This is a genomic window from Novosphingobium sp. RL4, assembly GCF_035658495.1.
GTDB lineage: Bacteria > Pseudomonadota > Alphaproteobacteria > Sphingomonadales > Sphingomonadaceae > Novosphingobium.
In genome coordinates this window covers 1,820,260-1,842,008 of sequence record NZ_CP141944.1, presented here as the reverse complement: position 1 = coordinate 1,842,008, position 21,749 = coordinate 1,820,260, and the positions used below count along the sequence as shown (strand labels likewise).

At 64.5% G+C, this 21,749-nt stretch carries 30 protein-coding genes and 1 tRNA gene; 18 read left to right on the top strand and 13 right to left on the bottom strand.

Annotated elements, in window-relative coordinates; all coding sequences use genetic code 11:
• Positions 1 to 11: 11 nt before the first annotated feature.
• The 13 genes from U9J33_RS08950 to U9J33_RS24865 all read right to left on the bottom strand — a co-directional run bounded on the left by U9J33_RS08950 (position 12) and on the right by U9J33_RS24865 (position 13,061).
• The gene (locus U9J33_RS08950; RefSeq protein WP_324694593.1) at positions 12 to 929 is read right to left on the bottom strand and encodes a phage capsid protein; all 918 of its coding nucleotides are present in this window, start codon (positions 927 to 929) and stop codon (positions 12 to 14) included.
• Positions 930 to 1,173: 244 nt separating this feature from the next.
• On the bottom strand, positions 1,174 to 2,181 hold the full coding sequence (locus U9J33_RS08945; protein WP_324694591.1) for a hypothetical protein: 1,008 nt from the start codon (positions 2,179 to 2,181) through the stop codon (positions 1,174 to 1,176).
• Positions 2,171 to 2,500: a hypothetical protein gene (locus U9J33_RS08940; protein WP_132468719.1), complete on the bottom strand. Its 330-nt coding sequence runs from the start codon at positions 2,498 to 2,500 to the stop codon at positions 2,171 to 2,173. The genes U9J33_RS08945 and U9J33_RS08940 overlap by 11 nt, the downstream gene beginning before the upstream one ends.
• A complete protein-coding gene (locus U9J33_RS08935; RefSeq protein ID WP_324694588.1) occupies positions 2,497 to 4,143 on the bottom strand; it encodes a portal protein in 1,647 nt (548 codons plus the stop codon). The genes U9J33_RS08940 and U9J33_RS08935 overlap by 4 nt, the downstream gene beginning before the upstream one ends.
• Positions 4,144 to 4,240: 97 nt before the next feature.
• Entirely contained in the window at positions 4,241 to 4,969 is a 729-nt protein-coding gene (locus U9J33_RS08930) for a hypothetical protein (RefSeq protein ID WP_054435892.1), read from the bottom strand.
• Between the two features lie 15 nt (positions 4,970 to 4,984).
• Positions 4,985 to 5,233: a hypothetical protein gene (locus tag U9J33_RS08925; RefSeq protein ID WP_054435893.1), complete on the bottom strand. Its 249-nt coding sequence runs from the start codon at positions 5,231 to 5,233 to the stop codon at positions 4,985 to 4,987.
• Position 5,234: 1 nt separating this feature from the next.
• Positions 5,235 to 6,779: a hypothetical protein gene (locus tag U9J33_RS08920; protein WP_324694585.1), complete on the bottom strand. Its 1,545-nt coding sequence runs from the start codon at positions 6,777 to 6,779 to the stop codon at positions 5,235 to 5,237.
• Positions 6,776 to 7,390 carry a hypothetical protein gene (locus tag U9J33_RS08915; protein ID WP_324694583.1) on the bottom strand — a complete coding sequence of 205 codons (615 nt, stop codon included), beginning with the start codon at positions 7,388 to 7,390 and terminating at the stop codon, positions 6,776 to 6,778. The genes U9J33_RS08920 and U9J33_RS08915 overlap by 4 nt, the downstream gene beginning before the upstream one ends.
• A 1,335-nt stretch (positions 7,391 to 8,725) precedes the next feature.
• Positions 8,726 to 10,717, bottom strand: coding sequence for a hypothetical protein (locus U9J33_RS08910; protein WP_324694581.1), 1,992 nt, complete (start codon positions 10,715 to 10,717; stop codon positions 8,726 to 8,728).
• A gap of 97 nt (positions 10,718 to 10,814) precedes the next feature.
• A tRNA-Met gene (locus U9J33_RS08905) sits at positions 10,815 to 10,886 on the bottom strand.
• A gap of 18 nt (positions 10,887 to 10,904) precedes the next feature.
• Positions 10,905 to 12,041, bottom strand: a complete 1,137-nt coding sequence (locus U9J33_RS08900; protein ID WP_324694579.1) for a DUF7146 domain-containing protein — start codon at positions 12,039 to 12,041, stop codon at positions 10,905 to 10,907.
• A gap of 445 nt (positions 12,042 to 12,486) precedes the next feature.
• Entirely contained in the window at positions 12,487 to 12,711 is a 225-nt protein-coding gene (locus U9J33_RS08895) for a hypothetical protein (RefSeq protein ID WP_324694577.1), read from the bottom strand.
• A gap of 125 nt (positions 12,712 to 12,836) precedes the next feature.
• Complete coding sequence (locus U9J33_RS24865) at positions 12,837 to 13,061, bottom strand: helix-turn-helix domain-containing protein (RefSeq protein WP_420719837.1); 225 nt, start codon at positions 13,059 to 13,061, stop codon at positions 12,837 to 12,839.
• 67 nt (positions 13,062 to 13,128) lie between these two features.
• On the opposite strand from U9J33_RS24865, the gene U9J33_RS08890 reads away from it, so the two are divergent.
• From U9J33_RS08890 to U9J33_RS08805, 18 genes are all read left to right on the top strand, one after another.
• Positions 13,129 to 13,518, top strand: a complete 390-nt coding sequence (locus U9J33_RS08890; RefSeq protein ID WP_324694575.1) for a helix-turn-helix transcriptional regulator — start codon at positions 13,129 to 13,131, stop codon at positions 13,516 to 13,518.
• The gene (locus U9J33_RS08885) at positions 13,519 to 13,803 is read left to right on the top strand and encodes a hypothetical protein (protein ID WP_324694573.1); all 285 of its coding nucleotides are present in this window, start codon (positions 13,519 to 13,521) and stop codon (positions 13,801 to 13,803) included.
• 78 nt (positions 13,804 to 13,881) lie between these two features.
• Positions 13,882 to 14,247 (top strand): hypothetical protein, encoded by a 366-nt coding sequence (locus tag U9J33_RS08880; RefSeq protein WP_324694571.1) that lies wholly within the window; start codon positions 13,882 to 13,884, stop codon positions 14,245 to 14,247.
• A complete protein-coding gene (locus U9J33_RS08875) occupies positions 14,244 to 14,546 on the top strand; it encodes a hypothetical protein (RefSeq protein ID WP_054435903.1) in 303 nt (100 codons plus the stop codon). Before U9J33_RS08880 ends, U9J33_RS08875 begins: the two co-directional genes overlap by 4 nt.
• Entirely contained in the window at positions 14,543 to 14,806 is a 264-nt protein-coding gene (locus U9J33_RS08870; protein ID WP_324694567.1) for a hypothetical protein, read from the top strand. The genes U9J33_RS08875 and U9J33_RS08870 overlap by 4 nt, the downstream gene beginning before the upstream one ends.
• On the top strand, positions 14,803 to 14,994 hold the full coding sequence (locus U9J33_RS08865) for a hypothetical protein (RefSeq protein WP_324694564.1): 192 nt from the start codon (positions 14,803 to 14,805) through the stop codon (positions 14,992 to 14,994). Before U9J33_RS08870 ends, U9J33_RS08865 begins: the two co-directional genes overlap by 4 nt.
• Positions 14,995 to 15,421: 427 nt before the next feature.
• A complete protein-coding gene (locus U9J33_RS08860; RefSeq protein WP_324694561.1) occupies positions 15,422 to 15,709 on the top strand; it encodes a hypothetical protein in 288 nt (95 codons plus the stop codon).
• A gap of 389 nt (positions 15,710 to 16,098) precedes the next feature.
• Positions 16,099 to 16,302: a GapR family DNA-binding domain-containing protein gene (locus U9J33_RS08855; protein ID WP_054435924.1), complete on the top strand. Its 204-nt coding sequence runs from the start codon at positions 16,099 to 16,101 to the stop codon at positions 16,300 to 16,302.
• Complete coding sequence (locus U9J33_RS08850) at positions 16,302 to 16,646, top strand: hypothetical protein (protein WP_324694559.1); 345 nt, start codon at positions 16,302 to 16,304, stop codon at positions 16,644 to 16,646. The genes U9J33_RS08855 and U9J33_RS08850 overlap by 1 nt, the downstream gene beginning before the upstream one ends.
• A complete protein-coding gene (locus U9J33_RS08845; protein ID WP_324694557.1) occupies positions 16,646 to 17,716 on the top strand; it encodes a DUF6551 family protein in 1,071 nt (356 codons plus the stop codon). Before U9J33_RS08850 ends, U9J33_RS08845 begins: the two co-directional genes overlap by 1 nt.
• A gap of 184 nt (positions 17,717 to 17,900) precedes the next feature.
• Positions 17,901 to 18,251, top strand: coding sequence for a hypothetical protein (locus U9J33_RS08840; RefSeq protein WP_324694555.1), 351 nt, complete (start codon positions 17,901 to 17,903; stop codon positions 18,249 to 18,251).
• A complete protein-coding gene (locus U9J33_RS08835; protein ID WP_324694553.1) occupies positions 18,248 to 18,697 on the top strand; it encodes a hypothetical protein in 450 nt (149 codons plus the stop codon). The genes U9J33_RS08840 and U9J33_RS08835 overlap by 4 nt, the downstream gene beginning before the upstream one ends.
• Positions 18,694 to 19,272: a hypothetical protein gene (locus U9J33_RS08830; protein ID WP_324694551.1), complete on the top strand. Its 579-nt coding sequence runs from the start codon at positions 18,694 to 18,696 to the stop codon at positions 19,270 to 19,272. Before U9J33_RS08835 ends, U9J33_RS08830 begins: the two co-directional genes overlap by 4 nt.
• On the top strand, positions 19,269 to 19,562 hold the full coding sequence (locus U9J33_RS08825; protein WP_324694550.1) for a hypothetical protein: 294 nt from the start codon (positions 19,269 to 19,271) through the stop codon (positions 19,560 to 19,562). Before U9J33_RS08830 ends, U9J33_RS08825 begins: the two co-directional genes overlap by 4 nt.
• 45 nt (positions 19,563 to 19,607) lie before the next feature.
• Complete coding sequence (locus tag U9J33_RS08820) at positions 19,608 to 19,847, top strand: hypothetical protein (protein WP_324694548.1); 240 nt, start codon at positions 19,608 to 19,610, stop codon at positions 19,845 to 19,847.
• Positions 19,844 to 20,047: a crAss001_48 related protein gene (locus U9J33_RS08815; RefSeq protein WP_324694546.1), complete on the top strand. Its 204-nt coding sequence runs from the start codon at positions 19,844 to 19,846 to the stop codon at positions 20,045 to 20,047. Before U9J33_RS08820 ends, U9J33_RS08815 begins: the two co-directional genes overlap by 4 nt.
• A 132-nt stretch (positions 20,048 to 20,179) precedes the next feature.
• On the top strand, positions 20,180 to 20,440 hold the full coding sequence (locus U9J33_RS08810; protein WP_324694544.1) for a hypothetical protein: 261 nt from the start codon (positions 20,180 to 20,182) through the stop codon (positions 20,438 to 20,440).
• A gap of 2 nt (positions 20,441 to 20,442) precedes the next feature.
• A complete protein-coding gene (locus tag U9J33_RS08805) occupies positions 20,443 to 21,732 on the top strand; it encodes a hypothetical protein (RefSeq protein ID WP_324694542.1) in 1,290 nt (429 codons plus the stop codon).
• The last annotated feature ends 17 nt before the right edge of the window (positions 21,733 to 21,749 follow it).

Here is a 21,749-nt window from a genome sequence, read left to right as displayed (position 1 = left end):
CCGCCCCGGCGTCAGCCCTTGAGGTTGCGGATGATGCCGGACATGCCGGGCTGCGTGCGGGAAGCCGCGCAGGTCGTGCCGGCGAGGTATCCGGGCATGAACCGCTTTTCCGGGATCTTGCCCACCTCGGTGCGCAGCGCCTGCCAGAAGTTCAGCACGACACCGGGCTTCACCCAGAACGGGTTGAGCCGGTAGCTATTGGCGTCGGTCGCCAGAGCCGGGATCGTGTTGAGCAGCGGGTTGTCCAGCTCCAGATGGATGAACTTCCACCCCAGCAGGCCCATGATCTTGCCGTCCTGGAACGTGCCGCCATAGGCGCCCTTGAAATCGGAACTGGTCGCCGGGATTTCGGTCAGCAGCGCGTCATTGTCGTCGGCGGTCAGCACCATGAAGCGCTCGGCTTCATCCGGAACATAGGCCTGCGTCAGCATCTTGTTCGCGCCGCGCAGCTTCGCCGTGTTCATCTTGGCGGCCACGGCTGCGCCCACGTCCACGGCGATGATGTTGCCGGCAGGAAACGCAGTGGTGACCGTCCCGGTCTTGCCGGAAATGATCGGGCCGTAGAAGCCTTCGAGAATGCGCTGCGTCTTGGCACGATTGATGACGCCGCGACCGGACATCACCGCCGAACCCTGCAGGTCGATCGCCGTAGCCAGCTTGTCCGAATTCTCGATGATCTCGGCATCGTAAAGCTCGTTCGGCTTCGGGATCCACACGCCATCGAACTGCGTGTTGTTCCACTTGGTGTTGCCGCCGCGCTCATCGTCTTCCTGGGGAGACTTGTTGCCGACGATATCCTTGATCTTGATCTTCTCGGCGCTGGCATCGCTCTGCACGGTTACAGCGGCTTCGAGGGGGGAGGCCTGCAGCTGCAGGGCCATTTCCAGATTGTTCTGGTACTTGAGCTGTGCGGTATTCTCGACAGCCATGGCCTGGCGCCCTTCTATCAAACAAAACGGATGGGTTTGCTTGCGAAGGGCTAAGGGGCGAAACCGCCCGGCCACTCTACCGTAACAACGCCACGGATCGGCGGTGCATCCACACAGGGCCCGGGGCGTATCGAGGCTAGGCCGGGGCTACCAGGCGTCCGGGAGGACAGGCGATGAAGCCAATCGCTCCCGGGGCTTGGTTGCGGCGAAAATGAGTCAGACGACTCGTGGTGTCAAGCCGGTTTCAGCCTGCCGCCTGCTGCTGCTGTGCATAAGCGGTAGACTGGTTGAGCAACCGGTTCCAACGCGCATTTTCCGGTGTGCCGGGAGTGCCCACCGCCTTCGCAAAGACTGGATCGGACCCCGCCTTCACCTTCATGGCATCAAGCTCGCCCTGCGCCTCGCGTCCATTCACGCCGAAGCGGCCGGCGCCGCCCGGGTTGATGATGGTATCCTCGGCCAACCCCTCACCAAGGCGGGAGAACATGTCCAGCGCCCGGCTCACACCGTCCGCTGCCGTGCCGCCCTGGTCGATCGATGCGGCTGCCATCGCGTTGCGGATGGCAACCAGGTCGTTCGAATAGAGCCCCAGCGCCCGGATTGCGCCGTTGATAGCCACTTCCTTGGCCTTGGCCTGCGGTCCCTGCGCCTTTACCCATGCCTCGGCCGAGGATTTCAGGTCGGCATCGAACTGGGCCGCCTCGTCCATCTGCAGCCGCACGTACTCTGCCACCAGCCCGTTCATTGCCGGCGCCGGCACGCCAACCTCCAGCGCCTTGGGCAGCAACTTGCCCAGCAGGCCCTGGTCAAGCGGGATCACGTCGCCCCTTGCATCCTTGACCTCGGGCAGGCTGTAACCGTCTACCGCTTCCGGCACACCGATCGCCCGGTGGAAACTTGCGATTTCCTCAGCGGAAGCACCATCACCAGGCACCTTCACGCGGCCGCTGTCACGAAGCGCCGCCTGGTTGTCCCTGGCCACCTTCACCAGACCGTTCAGATCCTTGACGCCGGTGGATTTCACCCAGTCGCGGTGCGAAGCCGTCTCGCCGTCCGCATCGGCTGACAGTCCGCCCCACCAATCGGGGTCGGCGCCAAGCGAAGGATCGGCTCCGCCCTGCCCGCCATCCGCCGCCGTTGCTCCGCCCTCTCCGGCCGGGGCCGACGATGCACCGCCAAACAGGTCGGACGCACTGCCGAGGCTGCCACCCTCACCGCCGGCGCCGGCACCGCCCTCGCCATCAATTGCCATCGTCAATCTCCATGAGTTTCTGGACCGTATTTTCGTCCAGGTTGAGGAAATACTGTATCCGCGCGAACACCTCGCGCCGCCCTTCGCGGCGCGCCATCACCAACGGATCCTTGTCAAAAGTCGAAACCATGGGCCCCGCGAAACAGAACTTGCGCAGATCGCCCAGCACCAGCTCGCCCACCGGGTTCACACCGCCTGCAGGATCATCGAACAGCCAGCGGTAAAGCCGGCCGGTCGGTATCAGGGTCCGGAACACGGTCTTGTAAACCTGCGAAGTCTTGATTGCCCAGGCACGGACCTGGTTCTGCACGCTGGTCATGCCGCCTCCGAAATCTGCCCAGCCTTCGCCAGGTTGAGCGTGGCTCCCGATGCCTGCTGCAGCAGGTCGGCCTGAAGGACTGCGTTCTGCTGCTCCTGCTCCTGCCGAACCAGCTCAGCCACTTCCTCATCGCTGCGCAGGTAGCTGGGCTTCACGCCCATTTCCTCGGCCATGCCCACCGCGATCGCGTCCGCATTCACGCGGTGGCGAACGCGCGGATCGAATTCGTTGAGAACCGGCAGCGCCTGGACATAGCGGAGCGTCTTTGCCGTGCTCTCCGCGCGCGCCATTGCAGCCAGCATGTTCTCGTATTCCACCTGGGGCCAGGCGCCCGCCTCAAGCACTTCCGGTGGGAACGGCTCCAGCTGGTTGTTACGAATACACAGGTCCAGTTCGCGCTGCGAAATCGGGTTCTGCTTTTCGGTGGCGTACTGGCTTGCGAATGGCCGGACGAGAACACCCTGCTTCGCCATGACTTCCAACACTTCAGTTGTCGTCATGCGGTTATTGGGATCGGTCAGGATCTTGTAGAATTCCTCAAGGAAGTCCGTTCGAATAGTTTCCTGCTCGCCGTTCATCATCTCCATCGCATAGGGCAATCCAGCCTCACCGCCGGGCATGCGATGGACAAGCACATTGCCCGCCTCATCAACCAACCCGGGGTTCATCCCGCCCGGACGGGACACCAGCTTTGTCACCCCGTTGTCGCTGTTGAACAGCAGCGCCGGATCAACAGCCTTGTGCCCTGCCCGCAACGTCGTGTTCTTCATGGTGTTAACGCCGTGGATTGTCGGCATCTGGTCGATACCGGGGGATCGGCCATAGATTTCACCGGCGCTGGTCGTGTTGCGCGAAACCGCGATCGGCATCGAATAGAAACCCCGCCGGCGCAGGTAGATCTTCTCGTCCAGAGCAAGATACCGCGAAACGATTGGCATTCTCCGCCAATCCAACTTTTCGCGATCCCAGTCGGTGTTCGGCACCACCAGGTGCAGGATCTCGAATTCCTCGTGGTCCTTACCGGGGGTTTCCAGCGCCTTGCGCATCTTGGGCGTCAGGCTGTCCTTGTCGAACTCCTGCGCCAGTTGGCGGGCCGTCCGCTTGTAGCAACGGTGCACGGTGTCCACGAGGCCGGCGTAATCGACATCGATGTAGACCTCCGAAAGGTGCAGCGTGCGGTAATACATGCCCCGCCCTGGTCGCCCGTCCACCAGCACGGGCGACGTACCGTATCGGCCCAGCTGCCCCCAATCCTCATTCACGGCGGTGCCGAAGCCAGTGCGTGCCGCGTGCCGGATGAAATACATGCGGCGGCTGTTCCGCTCACACCACAGAGCCACCCGGCGGATCTTCATCAGGTCATCGTTGATGAACCTGATCCGGATGTAATCCTTTTCCTCGGGCGTCGTGATCGCGACGCCGGCGGCCGCAAAGCGCTTCAATGCCGTGATATGGGTGGTATCGAAGTTTCGCGTGCCACGGATCTGCCCTGGCGTCGTCTGCATGAAGCCGCCCGCGCCACTAGGGAAACGCTCGTCCACTTCCTGCCAGGTGCCCTCCCACACGCTGCGGATTTGCTTCAGCCGGTCATGGTCGCGGATATCCGCCTTCGCCAGTTCGTCGTCCTGGATCTGCTCGTTCATCGTCTCTCACTCCACAAGGCGGATCGCCCGGCGCAGGCAGGAATAGGAAAAACCGCGCCGGCCATGGGGCCAACCGACGCGGGGGTGCGATTGCGGATCAGAAAATCACGTCGCTCGCGAGATTGAAGGTCTGCCCGGCGCCGATCGTCAGCTGCCCACCGCCCTGCCGCTCGCACCAGGCCGAAAGATCGCCATCAAGGAACAGCGCCCACCCGGTGATCCGCGCGGGCCCGGATACTTCCCAGCTCGCCAGCCCCAGCACGACGCCGGAACTCACGACGCGGAAAGCGGCAGCACCGCCGCTCACGCGCAGCGGCAGGATCGCGACCTCTTCGGTATCGTCCGCGAAGGCCACCACTTCAACCGTCTCGGCAGCATCGATCAATGCCAGCAACGCGGCCTGGTCATCCCGTGAAATCACCGGGAGATCGGCGGGCAGCTTGCGTGCCTTTGCCTGCGGATCCCGCGCGATGGCCTCGGCCAGCTCCGCACGCGCCTTGGTTGTCTGCCCTTTTTGGGCGGTAAGCTGGCCTTTCAGCGCCTTCGCCTCACCCTGCGCCGCCGCCAACTGCTCAGCCTGGCCCTTCAGCGCCGCGATCGCCACATCCACGGGATGCTCGCCGTCCTCGCCCTGAACCCTCATGGCGGCCAGCGCCTCGCCCAGTTGATCGATCTTGGCGTGGGCCGGCTCGGCCGCCGCAATCACGGTGTTGGCCTGCGCCAAATCTGCCGCCAGCGCATCCCGCTCGGCGGTCAGCTGGGCCACATCGATCGAACCGGCGCCCACCTGGTCGCCCGACGAATTCTGTTCCTCATTTCCGGACATAGTTCAGTTCCCTTCTCAGCTACCGGGCACGAAGCGGCCCGTCGTTCCCAGCGCCGCTTCGGCGCCGGTAGACCCGTTGATGATGTCGGAAGCCGCGCCTTTCCGGCGGCGCAGCTCATCCTCGTTCTCGATCTGCGCCAGCGCATCGTCGCGGGTCGGCGAAGCCAGCGCCGACGGCGCCTTGCTCTTTCCCGTGAGCCCCAGCAGCCCGCCGACCACACCGCCGACCAGGAACTTCCCCACGCCCTTCAAAACCTTGCCCATCTCAGTAACTCCTGCTGAAAACGTCAAAATCGCTATCGTTCACGAAGACCTGGCCACCCGATCGCGGTCGGCCGCGTATGTCGGAAATGACGTGTTCACCCTCGACAGCGGCGTACTGCTCGGCGTCACAGACATGGGTGTGGATGGTGTCCGCAATTTCCAGATGCCCTCGCGTACCCCCGCCGCCGGGTATGTCGGCATTGCGATAGCGGTAGCCGCCCAGGTGCCCGCGAATGAGGTGCTTTGCCGAAGGGTCCACGGCATATCCGTCGCGCTCGGCCATCGCCCGCCAGATCGCCTCGTTTCTCAAGGCCTGGCGGTTGGTCTTGCCCTTGTAGACCCGGTGACCCAGCCCTTTCTGGAAGGCCAGAACCCAGTCATGCTCGCTATCCTGGCGATCGCGGGCAGACCATGCCGCCGGATCGCCTACGACGCGCAGCATTCCCGGATCGAGATTGGGGAACCGTGCGGCGATCATCGAACGCACCATTGCGCCGGCAGCCGTCGGCCCGATCTTGGCCAGCGTCCTGCCGTCCTCACGAAACATCACCGCCTCGGCCAAAGTGCGAAACTCGCCCATCGACAGCCGCTGACTGGCGACCGCCGCCGCGAACAGGCCCTGGTCGAAGCCCACCAGCAGCGGCAGCCTGGGGTTAAGATCCAGCGGCCGCACATGGGCACGATAATCGAACTGGGGATTGACCGGCTGCCCGTGCTGCATCGGCACGAACTTGTTGTCGATCATTCGCGCCACGTAATCCGGCCGGTGCTTGTTCAGCGCCGCCTGGATCGCGTAGTACCCCTTGGGCAGGTTGTGCAGGTTCTCCGCATCGGGCTCGCGGCCACCGGGCTGAAGGAACACTTCCATCAGCGGGCGATCACCCAGAGCTTCCATCAACCCCGGGTCAAGCAGCTCACCGAGGTTCTTCTCGATCGCCAACCCATAGATCCAGTTATCCATGTAGGGCGCGTTGAGCGAAAGGATGATCTGCTGATCGACCACCAGCGAAGGATCGAGATCCGAAGCACGCCCCACACGGCCCGATAGGAACGCAAGCAGGTCGGGCGGCTGCAAATCCGCCTCGTCGATCATCACCGCCACGACTTCCCAGCCACGGCACGCCTCTTCCACCGAACGATCGCCGATCGCGCGAAACTCGATCTCGAAATCGCAGACATCGTTGGGGCGGCCGAACTCGTCATGGCCAAGGATCAGCGTCAGCTTGTGGGTAAACGGCGCCTTCCAGGTGAACTTTCCATCCGTCTCCGGATGAATGCGAAACCAGGAGGGAAGCGTGTTCTTCTCGATGTTCGGGTACGTCTCGCGGATCACGCCTACGCGCGCCTTGCGCCGCAACACGCCGTTCGCATCCCGGCGGCCGCCCTGCCGGGTGCCGACGCGCCGCAGTGCACGAAGCGCGGTTATCGTCTTGGCAGAGCCGACAGGACCGATGATGATCTTCAGGAACGCCCGGGACAGCAGGAATTGATCCGAGATCGGCCCGGGCGAATTGAGCCGGCGGATTTCCATTTCAGGCCCGCTCATCGCTCGTCCTCACCGTCAGCGGGATGCGCCACGCCAAGGATTTCGCCGTCGATCATCGCGCCCCGCACGGGACGAACCTCGCCGATTTCCTCCTGGACGATCACACCCCGGATCGTCGCGTCGATCGCCACAGGTTTCTTGCTATGGATGAACGGCATAAGCGCTTCCGCACATCGCGTGCGCAGTGCGGTTGCGGCCTCGTAAGTCATTTCCTCAGTGAGCTCGACAACCCGCGCGCTTTCACCCTTGCCGATCACCTTTTGCCGAACGCGCCGCGATCGGGCCATGTGCACCTCTTCCGGTGTCGACTGCAGCTGCATGAGCGTTACGGCCGGATCCTGGCCGAACTGCGCGATGTACCGCGCGAAATCGTCAGATCGCTTGTTCTTCGCCCCTTTAGGACGACCCCGCCGCGCCTCGCGGGCATGGCGCATCACCGTGAGCCCACCGGCATTCGGGCCGAGGTCTTCGCGAGCCTCCGCCAGTTCCTCAGGTGTCAGTGGATCAAGAAGCTCAAGCTGTTCCTGCTCATGCTGTGCCGTCTCGTACAGTGACTTGGCGCTAGCGATCATGCCGTCGGCCTCCTGTTTTCCACCGGCCTCAGTTGACATGCGCGCCTCCAATCGTACCGTGCAGCCGTCGCCGCGGCTTTCCCCGCACCTCTGCGCCTTCTCCCCGACCCGGTATTTCTATTCGGGCCGCGCGCACTGCAGCCCCCAACCCCGACCCGATCGTGCGCCTCACAGTTTGGCCGCTCTCGCCCAGCTCGCGCACCGGTCCGAGACCGAAGGGGGTAAGGACGATCCAAATTTCGACGCGCTCGTGCGCCGAGGTGCTCGGGGGCTGCGCCGACGCGATGGGGGCAAGGGGGGTGCCGAGGGCTCGGCGGGACCCCCGGGGGGCGGTCGAGGGGGTGCCGCGCATAAGCCTGACAGGCATCCGACGATGCCCGCGAACCCACGCATTTCCGCGCCTTTCAGCCATGCCTTCCAACATCGCCCTTCCAACACGCGCCGAAGCGACGTGCGAGAACCGCAGAATTCCGCCATTCTGCCCGCACCTGGTCGCGGCATCGGATCCGCCCAGGTCGAGCCCCTCGATCGGCCCGGCCGAGCCCACCCCGCCGCCCGCCCGCGCGCCAAGCCCAAAAGTTTTCGCCGCCCTCCCGTCTATTACGGTGCTGGAGGCCCCCTGGCCGATGGCGACGGCCAGCCCGGCCGAATATCCGACCGCTATTTTATTGGTTTCGCTAGGTTTTCCGCCATTCCGAGCCCAAGCGGTGGAAGCCGGTTCCAGATGGAACCGCCGTGGAACTGCAATGGAACCTCTATCTATATGATTTATATAGATAATGGTTAGCGGTTCCACGGTTCCACTATTTGGCGACCCCTCACATGTGTGTGTGCGCGCATACGTGCACACGCGCACATGTACGCGAGGCGCAAAGTGGAACCCGTGGAACCGCTCGAAAAGTCCAGCAATGTCAGTGAGTTGAAGGTTCCACCACGGTTCCGCAATGGTTCCGCTTGGAACCGCGATCCCTGCCCCGTTCGGGCACCCGGAATGGCCAGCCATGATCTTGGACTGTGAGCGGGCCGGGGTCAACGGTGAGGATGCGCTAGGACGCGCCACAGCGCTCCCGCACAGGCCACAGGGCGCCAGCGGGCCGGGGTAGCGTCGGAAGGAGCGGCCGCGCTCCGCGCCCGCTGCGCGGTCGCTGCGGCCGCACGTCGGCGCCAGGCCGAACGCCTTCATCCCGGCACGCTGCCAGGCGCTCAGCGGGTCGGGGAGCGCATCATATGAGCGATCGCGCACCGCTTCGGCTTCGCCTCCGCTGCGATCGCAGGCAAGTCCGCGAAGGCGCGGAGAAGTCATTTTCTGCAACCTGTCAAGGCCCTGAATTGGCACGATATTTAGGACCGCAATAGCGGACCTATTTCCCTCGCTCATGCCTCGCCCTCCAACTGCGCTGAAAGCCACTCGGCAAGGCGATCGGGATGGCAGCTCTCAGGCAAATCCTCTTCGTCCAGAACGGCCGACAGAGGCACCAGCACGGCCCGCACGGAAACACCTGGGGAGAACTTCACCTTCACCCCCTCGATCGCGCCCTTGTTGCGCGCCAGGGCCTGCTTCCACACGCCCCCGTTCCACTTGGAGCCTTCGAACAGGCGTCCCAGGCCGTTGTGCTGCCCGGCAACCGCAAGGAAGCCCGGTTCGTCCTTCTGGAAGGCGCTGGTGCCCCAACGGGCCGGGGAAACCTTCCCGCCCTCGATCTTCTCCGGATGGCGCACCGCGTTCACCAGCTTGAGGCCCAGCTGGTGCAGGCGCTCGTTCGCCTTCTCCGCCTGGGCGAAAGCATCACCGTTCTCCACCAGCACCGGCCGCATGGCATGGCTGATGGATCGGCCTATCCAGGTGCCCACGGCCTCACGCTCATCACCGCCGCGCGATTGCACCAGCGAGGTGAGCATGTACTGCACGCAGGCAACATGGTCCGGCGTGGTATCGGTGATCTCGGCCAGGCGCTGCGGCCGGCACTTGTCCGCCCAGAACGCAATTTCCTCGTCGTCCGGCAGCCGGTCCTCGGTGTCGTGGTCGTTCAGCACCACGTCGGCAGCCGCCAGCAGCGTGGCGAACTGGTCGCACGCTCGCGGAGAGTGGCCCGCCTCGGTCATCGCCTCGTGGAACTTCAGCTTGGTTTTGCCGAACCGCGCCCAGCCATCGATCATCCGGCGGGTCAGGGCCGCGCCAATCGCCTCGAAATCATACTTCGCCAGGTCCAGCGGCGGCGTGCCGTCCGGGATGGGATCAAGCTCCAGGATGGCGAAGCGGCTGCGGTCCGCCGGTTCCATCGGCGGAATGTTGATCGAAGAAAACCAGAAGCAACTTTGCAGCGTGAACTTGGCCGCATTGTGGTCCGATCCGCCGCGCGTAAGTTCATCGCCGCTGGATGCAATACGCGCCAGCGTGATGACTTCCTGCACGCGGTCGTTATTCTTGCTGGCTTCGAACTCGTCGATCATCACCGGCACGGTCGAATTGCGCAGGCTCTGCCGCACACCCGCCGCGCTGGTATCGGCGGTGCGGAACACGCCGTTGCCGAATACGCGGTGAACCACGCCGTCCTTGCCGTTGAGCGATGACTTGCCGGTCCCGGCGCCGCCCGTCACATAGATATGCGGGCGCCACGGGCTGGCGCCGCCCACCGGCCCCAGCGCGATCGCGCCCAGGGCAAAGCGGGCATCCAATAGCTTGCGCTTGAATTGCCATGTCTGCAGCAGGCCCAGCAGCTGCTCGGCCGCGCCCGTACCGCATTTGTCGTGATGCGGCCGCGCGATCGGCTCGGCCGCCTGGTAGACATAGCGCTCATGCAGACCGGCATCGACATAGAGCCAGTCCTTCACCGTCCCGTCCACCCGCTGCACAGGCGTCAGCAGCACGTCTCCGCAGTGAAGCACCAGGCCCTCGCCCCGCGCCGGCTTGTGCGCGCCGCGCCCGCGCATGCGCCCGGCAGGATCGAAGATCCCCTTGCGCACGCATTCCTCGATCAGCGCCCGGCTCGCCTCGGCCTGGTCGAAGCCGATCGGCTTGCTCTCCACGATGGTAACCCACTTGCCGTCCACGCGCTCGCGCACCGGCTTGGACCACATCGTCCAGTTCGCCTCCAGCCAGTCGGACTTCGGGCCGAACAGCGCGATCAGCGAATTCTTGCCGTGCCGGTTTCCGGCCTCCAGCCCCACCAGCTGGCCGTTGACGTCGAGGTAATAGCACTTCTGGGATCCATCGATGGAACTCGATATGCCCAGCGCCTTCACCGGGCAGCCCAGCGGGAACATCGGCCGCTCGTATTCCCCCACCTCGGGGCCCACGTCACCGGCCTGCGCGAATTCCGGCGCCGGTTGCGGATTGGCCAGTGCATCCTGGATCGGATTGCTCATAGCGCCGCGTCCCTTGCCGCCGAAGAAGCCCGCCGCGCGGCAGGCCCCTTCGGCAGCGCCACGGGGGCGGGGGGTGGGATTACACCCGTGGATCCGGTTGCAGGGGCGGGACTTGAACCCGCGACCTTCGGGACATGACCCCGACGGGCTGCCGCTGCCCTACCCTGCGAAGTGATTTCTGAATGGCTCACGCCGCCCCTTTCCGCTGGCGCGCACGGCTTTTCAGCCACGCAACCAGCCAATCGTTCATGTCTTTCACGGCCTCGCCGTCGTGTTCTTCGGGTGGCATCACCATGCGCACTTCCAGCCCGCGCGCCTGTTGCTGCGCGATGGATCGCTCCAGCTGCTCCTGCGCTTTCAGCTTGCTGTCCCGGTCCGCCACGATCACCAGGCGCCGCGCCGCTGCCGGCAGGCGGATGGCGCCGATGTTGCCCAGCGAAATCGCGGAAATGATCCGCGCGTCCGGCATCATCATCCGCACCACCAGCGCGTCCTCGATCCCTTCCGTCACATAAACCGGCTCGCCCGCAGGCATATCGCGCATGGACTTGCCGCTGGATCCCTTGCTGATCGGGATGAAGCCGCCCCACATCTTGCCCAGCACCTTCTTGGGCTTGGGCACCTGCAGCTTGATCCACGCCATTTCGGAATTGCGGTGCAGATAGGTGCGGTGGGTCGCCACCTGCTCTCCGCTGGCGAGGTAGACGGCAGCCAGCATCGCCGGCACTTCCATCTTCCGGTGCTCGTCCTGGTACCAAACCTTGTCGCGGAACCGCAGGACGCCGGGCCATTCTTCGCAGAACAGCGAACGCCCCTTCAGGTATTCCTCCGCACCCGTTCCCGCGATCCGCACACCGCCCAGGTACAGGCTCTTCGCCCGCTTCGCGGCCTTGGCGCGCTCGGCCGCTGCCTCGTCTTCCCGCCGTTCTGCCCGCTCCTGCGCCTCGCGCGCCCGGCGTGTCCGCTCTTCCGGCGGCAGCAGTGCCGGCTTTCCCGGCTTCCAGTCGTCCACGATGCCCAGGCGGATCTTGGCCTCTTCCACCGCCGCACGCGCATCCGCCAACCCCAGCTTCAGCCGCAGCAGGTCCAGCATGTCACCCTTGTCTTCGCCGGCGGCGGCATTGCCGTAATCGAACCACTTGCCCTGCTTCGTGCCTGCCAGCTCCACATAGGCACTGTGAGACTTGCCGGTGTCCGCGATGCCGGAAAAGTGCCAGCGCGTGCGGTTGTGGTTGTACTGGCCGTTCGGCAACAGATCCGGCGCCAGCTCGCGGGCCAGCCCGTTGATCTTATCGGCGATCTCGGAGACGGAATACACAGTCATATCCACGCCTTCCGCCGGCCCGCCTTGAAGACGGACCGGCTTCCGGCCATCGTGTCAGCGCCAACTCCAACACGAAAGGGACGGTTATGGCTGAAACGAAAGACGACGGTTCGAATTCGACTTACGGTGTCGCCTATAAGATGTGGAAAGACGTCCGCTACACCTACAGTCAGCCCCAAAACCTTGACGAAGATCTTGAGATTTTCATCAAGTGCCGACGCGCCGTTATCCGGGGCGAACTTCGCTAGAAACCATCTGGTCGCGAGACCAGCCTGAACCATCCTTCCCATCGGCAGCGTTTCTGCCGTTGACGAAGGCCAACATTTTCCGCGCCTCGTCGACGTTACCGTTGGCGAGGCGTAAGCATTCGAGCGCAACGTACTTTTCGTCGTCAATAGGCCGCATAGAAACGCTCCTTCCTGATGAGTGCTGAAAAAACCTGCCATCAGCCCAGCCCCGCGTTGCCGTCGATCAGCTCGGCGGCGGTGGCGATATCGGCGGCCAGCTTGGCGGCATCCTCGCTGGTCAGCTCGGCCAGCACCACGGCGCCGCGCAGCAGCGCCACGCGCCAGCCATCCCTATCGCGGCGGCCCACGGCATAAATCGTGCCCAGCCCGGCAGTAGCCTCGAACATTCCCGGCCGCTGGTCGAAGTGCCCCCCGCGTTCCATCACTGAAGACCGCGTTTGCTATATTTGTTAACCAAGTCGAGAAACTTGGGACATACCAACCACTTGCCCGAAAGCGCTCTTGGGGCAGAGCCAACCGTAGGGGAGATTAGATGCGCCATCGCCGCTCAAGCAGCTTCATTGAGGCTGGGGAAAAAATCGTCGGCAGATACCACCCCTGCGGTCAACTCACGCACCTTGGGCATGAAATGACCATTAGGGCGACGGCGCCGGCGCTCCCAATCTGACCAGACCATACGTGATGTGCCGACCGCTTCGGCACACTGTTGAAGCGTCAAGCCCTTGGCTTTCCGCCACTTTCGAAGTGGGTGCTCAGATGCCTCGCGTGTCATAACGCCAGCATGTAAGCAAGATGGTTACACTTTGACAAGGGCAAGTTAAGGACTATAGCGGCTATCCATGTCAGCGGACATCTTACATTTTGTGCCCATGGACGAGGCACCCAACCGTATCAGAGAGTTGCGCATGCAAGCGAAGCTCTCACAACAAGCCCTCGGCGATGCCGTGGGCGTTTCCAAGATGACAATCAGCGATCTGGAACGGGGCAATATGCGCCTCGACACCGAGTACCTACGCCGGGTTGCCAGAGCGCTTGGCGTCCTGCCGGCAGACCTTCTATCCCTGAGCGACAACCCGGGTGCCCTGACGATCGAAGAGCGACGCTTCATCGAGCAGCTACGAAGCGCTAGCCCCGAGCAGAGAGATCAACTCCACAAGGTGGCTGACGTAATCGCGCCATATAAAGAGGCCGAAGATGCCCAGCCCTATCGCTCAAAAAAGAGCGCCTAGTTGGCCTGGGCAGGCGAATTCGGCGCAGGCGTCACCGCAACCATCCTTTCACTGATTATGCTGGCCGCCTCGATCTGGATCGGGATGAAGATCAGCGATCGCGTTCTCCCAAAGAACTCAAGCGATGAAAAAGGCTGCCTGGTAGGCCTGCTTTTCGCCGCACTCGCATTCGGAGTACTCACGCTCGTTTTCGCGCCCGCGATCCATGTACTGAAAAGCTACTCCTGCAGAAGCGCCGGAGACTATGAAATGTGCATGGACCCGCCGGCCTCCGATCCGATGTAAGCGTATCTCATACATTTTAGATTGACAGGCTAAGCATTACGCTTACAAATGGCCCCGTTCACACGAACGGAGGCCGCTTTGTCCTTACGTCACCATCTCTCCCTGCCGGACGATCGGGCCGAAAACACGGTCGATATCTGGTATCTCCGCCGCCGCCTGGGCGTCACCCAGTTCAAGAGCACCCGGCTCAAGCGCTACCTTTCGCTGCTCATCAGCGAAAAGAGCTTCCCGCCCCCGCTGCCCGCCATGGTCGGCCACGTCCTGCGCAATGACGTAACCGTCACCAGCCAGTGGATCCGCAATTCGGTAGAGGCGTGGCTGGACAACTTCCTGCCCCCTGAAAACGCCGCGCAGGCCGATCAGACCGCCATGCGGGCCGCCGCGCTCGACATGGACGCCAACGCCGGAAACCTCCGCCTCATTCGCGGGGGGAAAGTGGCATGATCGGCCGTGAAACTGCACGCTTGCAGATCCGCAAAGGCCTGATCGAAGCAGGCTTGCCGGCCGCCGACGCCAATCAGATCACCGATGTTGCCATGCACGCGGTTGACCAGGCGATCGACAGCCTGTGCCGGACAACTGATATGCTCAATGGCGGCAATTGGTTCACCTGCCACACGATCGCACTTCAGGCGCTTCGCGACATCGCCAGCCACCTCCACCAGCAAGCAATCACGGAAGCCAACGCCCTCGGCCTTCAGTACAAGGCTACCACTACCGTTCGCGTGGATACGCGCGCATGATCGCCCGGGGCGCCCGCCGGCCGCAGCGGCCTATCCAGCTTTCGCCCGCTCTGCTTCAGCAGCAGTGCGACGACTTCAACGCCCGGTTCCCGGTCGGCCAGAAAGTCACCGTCCGCAGGGACGACGGCGAAGGCGTCATCACCAACACGCGCTCGCGCGCAGAGGTGCTGTCAGGCCATTCGGCCGTGATCTGGCTCGATGGCATTTCCGGATGCTACCTGCTCGATCGCGTCACCCCGCTGACGGAAAACGCGGCATGAGCCCCCGCCGGGTCTTCTGGCTGCTGGAGCGCCTCGCCTCCAACGATCCTCGCGCCATCGCGCAGGCCCATCGCCTGCAGGCCGCTGCCGGCGGCTTCGCGGGCGCCGCGATCGGGCTGGCCTTTGCCTTCATCCTGCTTCCGGCGCTGGCCCGGGTGCTGGAACTTGCCGGGTATGGCTGGCGATGAGCCGCGGCCTTGCCCTCTACCTGCTGGCTCTGCCGGCGGCTGCGGCGCTGGGCGCCCTGTTCGCCGCGGCGACGGCCGGCGTTCAGATCGGCAGCTGACCATGTTTCACGATTTTCCCGTCTCTGGCGCAGGCAACTCGCGAGGTTCGTCTCTGGAAACGGCGGGGAAAGAAGGTCCGGAGGGCGGCGCGTCAGCGCTCTCCGGATCGACCCACGAATTCGATACCGTCCAGTCCCCCATGCTGGACGGCCGCGCGCCGGCGGAGGCAATCCCCCCCGCCGAAACCGGCGCGCAAACCCTTCACCAGACGCCCCTCGGGTCGCACCAGGGCGGGGGCGCGTTCGCCCCGGTAGCTGATATCCCCCAACCGGCTACCGGGCCGCAGGACGCGCCCCACACAACTTTCGGCGGCGTCCCCGTGCGGGCCATGGAAGATGTCATGGCCTGCCGGGCGCAGCAGATCTTCACGCACGGCCACACGCCCGAGAAGGATCGGGAGGGCGACTTGTGGAGCCCCCGTGAATTCGGCGCGGGCGGCCGCCGCAGCATCATGCGCCAACTGGCGCGGCAGCTGGCCACCGCCACCGAATACGCCAGCCTCGGCCGCGCCAAGCATGACGTCTGCCGCCGCGCCCTCGTGCGCCTGGCCGCGCTCTGCCTCGCCGCGATCGACTGGATCGATGCGGAGGAAGCCGAAGACCAGGTGCAGCCGTGAACGGCCGCGACCGGCTCCCGCCCGAAGCGTGGACCATCACCCTCATCATCGCCGGCACATGGATCGCCGCGATTTTCGCCTGAGAGGAAACCATGGCCGAACCTGACACCGAGAAGCTGCGCAAGATCATAGCCGAGATTGACGTGATGCTGGGCGATGGCGTCGAACATGCCGATGTGATCGCTCACCTGGTCGCGGACCATGATGGGAAGCTGAACACCACCAGCCACACCTACACGCTGCGCCTGGCGGGCGTCACCGGCACTTGCACCTATTCCGCCTCCACCGGCCTGCTGGCCAGCTGGCGCCGCAATGCGGAAAAGCGCACCGGCCCGGGGCGCAACACCGATGACGGCAATGTCCAGGGCACGGACGACCGCCTTCGCCTTCTGGTCGAACGCATCGAGCGCCTGGAGGAAGAGGAAAAGGGCCTGAAGGACGACAAGCGCGACGTCTACAGCGAGGCCAAGGCCGTCGGCTACGACGCCAAGATAATCCGCAAGATCATCCGTATCCGCAAGATGAAGCCCGACGATCGCCGCGAGGAGGAAATGCTCCTCGACACCTACAAGTGTGCACTGGGGATCGACTGATGGGCCGCGTCGCCGAGCACCAGGACAGTGCGTTCATCGCCGCACATGTCGCGATCGAAGCAGCCTCGGAGCTGCTCCGGTTCAAGCGCGAAGGCTTTGCGATCGGCCTCCACCCCTTCGGGGACCCTGAGCCGGTCGCCCAGCTGGCGGAAGCCCTGCTCCGCACCGCCCGCGTGGAAGCGGATCTCTTCCCCGGCCGCGACGGGGAAGACCAGAGCTACCGCGAGGCGCTCGGGCAGCTCGCGTCCGCCTGCGCCAACTTCCTCTACGACCAATGCCCGGGATCAGCGCTGCTGCTCGCCGGCGGCCCGATGGAAATCCCCGAAAGCGAGGTTCCCTACTGATGGCACAGCAGCCCGCTCCGAAACTCAAGCTCAACAAGCCGCTCGGCCGCCTGCCGGTGCTGCAGTTCCTGCCCCCGTCCGAACTGGCGGTGGATGCCTGCTATCAGCGCTCGGCCGCAGGGGCCGATAGCCAGCTGCTGATACGCCGCATCGCCCAGAACTGGGACTGGGATCTGTGCCTGCCGCTGGTGGTCGCCCGCCGCATCGATGGCGAAACGGAAGCGCACTATGTGATCGACGGCCAGCACCGCCTGGAAGCCGCAAAGCTGCGCGGCGATATCGGCCAGCTGCCCTGCGTCGTGCTCACATATGCCGACGTCGCCCGGGAAGCCGCCAGCTTCGTGAAACTCAACCAGGAGCGAAAGCCCCTGAAGAAGCTGGACCTGTTCAAGGCCGCACTGGCCAGCGGCAACCCGGAAAGCTGCGCCATCGCCCAGGCCATGGCCGATGCCGGCCTCTCGATCGCGCCCCATGGCAATCACAACGCCTGGAAGCCGGGCATGGTATCGAACATTGGCGGCATAGAGGCAGCCTGGCGCCGGCGCGGCGCGGAGCAGACCGCCACGGCACTGCATATCCTCTCGCAGGCCTTCGCCGGCCAGGTGCTGCAATACGCCGGCACCATCTTCCCCGGCATCGCCCTCGTCTGCGCTGTCCAGTACAAGCGGGACGGCAGCTTCACCGGCGACCTGCTCGAAAAGTTCATTACCATGCTGGCCATCCGCAGCCAGGATGACTGGCGCAGCGAAGTTGCCCGCGCCCGCGTGGACAACCCCGGGCTCAACTTTTCGGACGCCGCCGGCGCCGTGATGACCGCAGCCTGGATGCGCGCCAAGGGTAGCCCCCTCGCACCGGCACCACCCCCCCAGGCGCCAGCGCCAGCGCCAGCGCCAGCACCGTCACCGGCACCCGCCCCCGCGCAATCCCGCACGCCGCCGCCCACCACCTCGCCGCGATCGGCCCAGCCCTTCACCGGCAAACGCTGGTGCGACCAGTGCGACCGCAACGTGGACCTGCGCGAAGCCGGCAGCTGCACAGACAAATTCTGCAAGCAGAAGGTGGTGGCCTGATGCGGCAGCCGTTCTCTCGCCCCCGCCTGATGAAGGAAGGCCGCGATGCCATCATCGCGGAACGCTTGGGCGGCGGCCCCCCGGCCAAATGCCCTTACCGGCCGCAAAGCCAGAGCCGATCCTACTGGCAACGCGGCGCCCGCCGCGCCCAGGACGCGATCGACCGTCTGATGAGGATCGGATCATGAGCACCGTCACCTTCCACACCGCCGAAACCACAAAGCAGAGGCCGCGTGAAAGCGAACTGGCGTGGGCCAACCGCACTTACGATCCGTGTAACTGCGGCATCCATCTGTGCGGGGCAGACCATGAGCAGAACCGCGTGTTCACGATCGCCAATTTTCTTACCGAAACCGATGGCGCCGCCCAATTGCTATGGGATGCCGTAAAGGCGGAATGCGAGGTCGAGAAGGAGGCGGGAGACTTCCTCGTTGATCTATGTCTCTCGGACGGGATCGAGCGTGATTTCTGGTGCTCCCGGCAAATGCTTCCTTCACTTGAGCGGATCGCGAGCGGGAAGGAACCGCGCCGATGACCGATATCGACACTGACAAGCTGCGCGCGCTGGATGAAGTTGCAACGTCGGGACCGTGGGAAACAGACCACGAGGCGGACGAAATCACCCGTAGCCATGACTATTTCGTCGGCGCGGAGGTGGGCGGCAAGTGGCGCACGCTGATGGACACCGTCAACAGCGACCATAAGCTGATCGAGGATGACCGCGACGGCGAAGGCGGGATGGCGTGGGACGTTATCGGCATGGCAAACGCCGAACTTGTCGCCCACCTCCGCAACCTCGTCCCCGCCATCCTCGCAATGGCAGAGGAAAACAAGCGGCTGCGGGAGGCGTTGGAGCCGTTCGCGGAATGCTGCGACCAGATCGCAGACACCGAAGATGATGGGGAATGGGCGAAGTTCCGCCTTCTCGTCAGAAACTATCGCACTGCCCGCCGTGCTCTCGGAAAGGAACCCGAGGCATGATCGCCCCCGATCGCATTCCGCCCCATCACGCCTTCCCGGACGTGTCCTGGATCGACCTGCAGGCAGAGCTGCGCCGCGAACTGGCGCGCCGGCGCGAAGCGTTCCCCGCGATGGTCCGCAAGGGCCAGATGACGGAACAGGAGCGGCAGCACCAGACGGACCTGTTCAGCGCCTTGCTGGAAGACGCCCAGCGCTTCCAGCAGGCCATGGCCCCGCTGGATCAAGGCAAGCCCTGCACCAATCCGCTGAAGCTGCACAAGCTGCACGGCTACACCTGGCACCAGCGCCGGGCCGCGATCACGCGCGAACTGGATAACCGGCAGCGGCTCTACCCGCTCTGGATCCGCAAGGGCCAGCTCACCCAGCGCGACGCGGATCTCTTCACCCGCCGCCTCACCTGCATGCGCGCGATCTACGAGCTCGGCTACGACTGGACCCCCAGCAACGGCGCCCGCTGCCACTTCGCCAGCGCCGCGCCCTCCCTGGCCGAACGGGACGCCCGCGAACAGTGGCACATCATCGAAACCGAAATCGCCGCCCGCGACGGGCAGGCACAGGAGGCAATGGCGCTATGAGCAGGGCCCGCATTCTTCCGCCCGTGGTTGATATGCTCACGCACGAGCAGGGCATGAAGCCCTGCCTCGTGTCGACATCAACCGCCTTCCACACCGTAGCCCTCAACAGCGGTAACTTCGCTGCGATCGTCTTAAACGATCCCGGCGCGCCAATCGGCGCCGTGGCCTTCCTCGATCGAGAGGAAGTTGAAGCCCACATCACCTTACTGCGCAACGCGATCGACGACGCCGAGCGGCTCGATCGCGGCCAAAGCCCCATCCACGCTTCCCCGAGCATCGTTCGGCAATGAGCTATCCGCGCCGGCCGGTCGCCGGCATCATCACCAGAGGTAGATATGACCGACGCCATCCATCCCGCACCGAAGGAATTCAGTGTGGACCAGCTGCAGATCGACCCTATCCTGCGGTACTTCCATTACAGCCATCTGCCGGACAAGCTGCAGGGCGCCTCAAGGCCGTTCTGCGACCTTGCCGGCCACATCGTCGACACGCTTCCCCGCAACCCGGAACGCACCGTAGCCCTGCGCAAGCTTCTCGAAGCCAAGGACGCTGCCGTTCGGGCGAACGTGCAGTGAACGCCCCTCATGTCGAGCGCATGATCGTCGAGGCGCGAGAACTGGCAGCCAGAAGCAACGCACTCACCACGTTTCTGGAGGGCCAGGTGTTCAGCACGCTCGAACCCACCGATCAGCAACTGCTCCGCGCCCAGTACGCATCCATGGGCGCCTACCTCACGATCCTGAACCTGCGCATCGCCCGGGCGGACGCAATCTGAAACCCCAACCATGGCGGGAGCTAGCCTCCCGCCTACACGGCGCGGCGGCCAACTGGGCCCTGCCATGGTCAACCGAGGACCGGCTACATGCCCCAATTCCCCGATATACAGATAGAAACGTTCTCGGCCGCCGTGACGGCCCTGGGCGGCCAGACCGTCACCGCGCGGATCCTGGACGTCACCCCGCGCGCCGTCCGGCGCTGGCTGACCGGCGAACGCCCGCTCCATGATGGCATCATGCGCGAAGTCGGCCGCGCGCTCATCCGCCATGCCGATCACTGCCGCAAACTGGAACGGAAGATCTCGCCCGCCTTCGCCGGCAACCTCACCGAACGCCAGCTTCAGCGCATGGGCAAGCCCGACGCCCGCCGCGCCGATCAGAGGAAGGGCTGACCATGGCCAAGATCCGCATCCCCCTCCTGGTCGGGAAAACAAACAAGGCCGGCATCACCAGCTGGTACTGGCAGCCCAGCAAGACACTGGCCGACGCCGGGTGGAAACCCATCTCGCTCGGCAAGGATGAAGGTGCTGCCCTTGCGGCCGCGCGCGCGGAAAACCGCAAGGTCGAAGAATGGAAGGCCGGCGGCGATCGCCCGGCCGGCATCGACAAAAAGCAGCAGAACGGCACGTTCGGCGCGCTGATCGAACGCTATCGGCGCGAACGGCTGCACGGCGTGAACGCATCCGGCCGGCCGCTGCTGAAGCCGAACACCGTGAAGACCTACAAGCCCGCCCTCCGCAGGCTTGAGGAATGGGCTGGCAAGCACCCCGTCGCTTTCGTCACCGCCGCCCGCGTCACTGCCCTGCGCAAGGCGGTGGCCCGGCCGATCGCCGATGGCGGCCTCGGCCACGCCGGCGCCCATCACCTGCTGAAAACACTGCGCCTGGTCATGGCCTTTGCCGAGAGCGAAGACATCATCCCAAAGGGATCGAACCCTGCCACCAGCTTCGGCCTGGGCGCCCCGCCCTCCCGCAAGGTAATCTGGACGCCCGAGGATGACGCCGCATTCGATGCCGCCGCCTATGACCTCGGCCTGCCCTCGATGGCGCTCGCGCGCGAGCTGGCGCTGTTCACCGCCCAGCGTGAAAGCGATCTCATCGCCTTCACCGAAGGCCAGCTTACCGAACTGGAGATCTTCGATCGCGGCACCCGCGAACTGCTGGCGGGCGAAGACGGAAAGGTGATGGGCTGGACCTTTGCCCAGGAGAAGACCAGCGACGACGACGCCGACACCTGGATGGAAATCCCGATCGAACCGAAGCTCCTGGTCAAGTTGAACGCCGCCCTGCGCCGCAACCGTGCGCGCGATCGCGCGGCGAAACCGCGCCGCCTGCTCTCCTATGTGATCGTTGATGAGGACAACGACGGGATCCCGTTCAACGAACGCCGGTTCATCCGCCGCTGGAACAAGGTGATAGACCATGCCGTGAAGACAACCGGCCGCAAGAGCATGGAGAACCTGGTCTGGCACGACCTGCGCCGCACCCGCGTCGTCCGCCTGCGCCGGCGCAAGATGCCCAAGGAAATGATCGCGTCGATCACCGGCCACTCCCTCGCCGCGATCGAGGCTATGCTGAAAGTCTACGGCCCGGTAGACCCCACGATCACCGCCGCCGCGATCGCCAGCTCACTGGACACGCTGGCAGCGACGCCGATCGCCGACGAACAGGAGAAGAGCGCATGAGCCTCGAAGGAGGCGCA

Bases quoted from the DNA above. Each gene is read 5' to 3' on its own strand.
- U9J33_RS08830 (WP_324694551.1), top strand. From the start codon at position 18,694: ATGATCGCCCCCGATCGCATTCCGCCCCATCACGCCTTCCCGGACGTG.
- U9J33_RS08945 (WP_324694591.1), bottom strand. From the start codon at position 2,181: ATGGCAATTGATGGCGAGGGCGGTGCCGGCGCCGGCGGTGAGGGTGGC.
- U9J33_RS08925 (WP_054435893.1), bottom strand. From the start codon at position 5,233: ATGGGCAAGGTTTTGAAGGGCGTGGGGAAGTTCCTGGTCGGCGGTGTG.
- U9J33_RS08865 (WP_324694564.1), top strand. From the start codon at position 14,803: ATGAGCCCCCGCCGGGTCTTCTGGCTGCTGGAGCGCCTCGCCTCCAAC.
- U9J33_RS24865 (WP_420719837.1), bottom strand. From the start codon at position 13,061: ATGACACGCGAGGCATCTGAGCACCCACTTCGAAAGTGGCGGAAAGCC.
- U9J33_RS08895 (WP_324694577.1), bottom strand. From the start codon at position 12,711: ATGGAACGCGGGGGGCACTTCGACCAGCGGCCGGGAATGTTCGAGGCT.
- U9J33_RS08915 (WP_324694583.1), bottom strand. From the start codon at position 7,390: ATGTCAACTGAGGCCGGTGGAAAACAGGAGGCCGACGGCATGATCGCT.
- U9J33_RS08820 (WP_324694548.1), top strand. From the start codon at position 19,608: ATGACCGACGCCATCCATCCCGCACCGAAGGAATTCAGTGTGGACCAG.
- U9J33_RS08890 (WP_324694575.1), top strand. From the start codon at position 13,129: ATGTCAGCGGACATCTTACATTTTGTGCCCATGGACGAGGCACCCAAC.
- U9J33_RS08860 (WP_324694561.1), top strand. From the start codon at position 15,422: ATGGAAGATGTCATGGCCTGCCGGGCGCAGCAGATCTTCACGCACGGC.
- U9J33_RS08840 (WP_324694555.1), top strand. From the start codon at position 17,901: ATGAGCACCGTCACCTTCCACACCGCCGAAACCACAAAGCAGAGGCCG.
- U9J33_RS08835 (WP_324694553.1), top strand. From the start codon at position 18,248: ATGACCGATATCGACACTGACAAGCTGCGCGCGCTGGATGAAGTTGCA.
- U9J33_RS08940 (WP_132468719.1), bottom strand. From the start codon at position 2,500: ATGACCAGCGTGCAGAACCAGGTCCGTGCCTGGGCAATCAAGACTTCG.
- U9J33_RS08910 (WP_324694581.1), bottom strand. From the start codon at position 10,717: ATGAGCAATCCGATCCAGGATGCACTGGCCAATCCGCAACCGGCGCCG.
- U9J33_RS08950 (WP_324694593.1), bottom strand. From the start codon at position 929: ATGGCTGTCGAGAATACCGCACAGCTCAAGTACCAGAACAATCTGGAA.
- U9J33_RS08900 (WP_324694579.1), bottom strand. From the start codon at position 12,041: ATGACTGTGTATTCCGTCTCCGAGATCGCCGATAAGATCAACGGGCTG.
- U9J33_RS08825 (WP_324694550.1), top strand. From the start codon at position 19,269: ATGAGCAGGGCCCGCATTCTTCCGCCCGTGGTTGATATGCTCACGCAC.
- U9J33_RS08845 (WP_324694557.1), top strand. From the start codon at position 16,646: ATGGCACAGCAGCCCGCTCCGAAACTCAAGCTCAACAAGCCGCTCGGC.
- U9J33_RS08935 (WP_324694588.1), bottom strand. From the start codon at position 4,143: ATGAACGAGCAGATCCAGGACGACGAACTGGCGAAGGCGGATATCCGC.
- U9J33_RS08930 (WP_054435892.1), bottom strand. From the start codon at position 4,969: ATGTCCGGAAATGAGGAACAGAATTCGTCGGGCGACCAGGTGGGCGCC.
- U9J33_RS08850 (WP_324694559.1), top strand. From the start codon at position 16,302: ATGGGCCGCGTCGCCGAGCACCAGGACAGTGCGTTCATCGCCGCACAT.
- U9J33_RS08805 (WP_324694542.1), top strand. From the start codon at position 20,443: ATGGCCAAGATCCGCATCCCCCTCCTGGTCGGGAAAACAAACAAGGCC.
- U9J33_RS08875 (WP_054435903.1), top strand. From the start codon at position 14,244: ATGATCGGCCGTGAAACTGCACGCTTGCAGATCCGCAAAGGCCTGATC.
- U9J33_RS08920 (WP_324694585.1), bottom strand. From the start codon at position 6,779: ATGAGCGGGCCTGAAATGGAAATCCGCCGGCTCAATTCGCCCGGGCCG.
- U9J33_RS08870 (WP_324694567.1), top strand. From the start codon at position 14,543: ATGATCGCCCGGGGCGCCCGCCGGCCGCAGCGGCCTATCCAGCTTTCG.